Source organism: Microbacterium sp. Bi128 (assembly GCF_918698205.1).
This window is the reverse complement of sequence record NZ_CAKKMM010001603.1, coordinates 1-1,096: the sequence shown is the minus strand read 5'-3', so window position 1 is coordinate 1,096 and position 1,096 is coordinate 1. Positions and strand designations below refer to the sequence as shown.

Sequence of the window (1,096 nt, the reverse complement as noted above, 5' to 3'; positions counted from 1 at the left end):
GAACCCCTGCGCCCCTCCTCCCCAGCCCCGTCATCCACAGGTTGCGGGCGCCACGTGACCGTGCGCTCGAGCGATCGGGCACGCTGGCGCCGTGAATCCCCGCCTCTCCGACCGGATCGATCGGCTCGTCGCCCGAGTGCGTACCCTCGGCGGTGTCGTCGCCACCGCGGCCCTCCAGCGAGAGGGAGTGTCCGCCGACACGCTCTCCTCCGCGGTGAAGCACGGTGCCCTCCTCCGTCTTCGCCGTCGGTGGGTCGCCGTCCCCGATGCCGATCCGTTCCTCGTCGCCGCGGCGCGCACAGGGGTGACGTTGGCATGCTCCACCGCGGCGGTCCGACACGGTCTGTGGGTCTTGGCCACGGGCGAGGTCCACGTGGCCGCCCCGCCTCACGCCGGTCGCATCAGCGTCGCGGCGGGCACGCGCGTCCACCGTTGCCGGCCGTTGGTCCCTCGGCATCCGGAGAATCTGGTCGACGGCGTGGTCAACGTCCTCGGTGTCGTGAGCCGCTGCCTGCCCGACGAGCAGGCGCTCGCGATCTGGAACTCGGCGTTGAACAAGAAGTTGGTCACTCTCGACGAGATGCGCCGGTACCCATTGACGAGCCGCGGTCTCGAACTCGCGGCACGGGCCACGCCGCTCGCCGATTCGGGTCTGGAGACCTTCCTCATCGTGCGCCTGGCGTGGCTCGGAGTGCGACTCAGGCCGCAAATGTGGATCCTGGGCTACCGCGTCGACCTGCTGATCGGCGAGAAGCTCGTCGTCCAGGCGGACGGCGGTCATCACGTCGGGGCTCAGCGCGAGGCGGATATCCGGCACGACGCCCTTCTGGCGCTCAACGGCTATCACGTCATCCGCGTGGGCTACCACCAACTCGTCGACGACTGGCCCTCGGTTCAGCACAGCATCGTTTCCGCCATCGCGCAGGGGCTGCATCGAGCCCGCTGAGCCCCGGAGCGGAGGAGATCCGCGGAGGGGAGGATGCCGGATCCCGGTGCCGTCCTCCGGTCGCCGAATCTCCTCCCCTGGCTTTGCCCCGCAGCCCCGGAGCGGAGGAGATCCGCGGAGGGGAGGATGCCAGACTCCGGCGTCGTCCTC

General features: G+C 70.3%; 1 protein-coding gene. It reads left to right on the top strand.

The window, feature by feature from the left end; all coding sequences use genetic code 11:
- The first annotated feature begins 91 nt into the window (after positions 1-91).
- The gene (locus tag LQV45_RS34870) at positions 92-946 is read left to right on the top strand and encodes an endonuclease domain-containing protein (RefSeq protein ID WP_230012535.1); all 855 of its coding nucleotides are present in this window, start codon (positions 92-94) and stop codon (positions 944-946) included.
- Positions 947-1,096 lie beyond the last annotated feature (150 nt).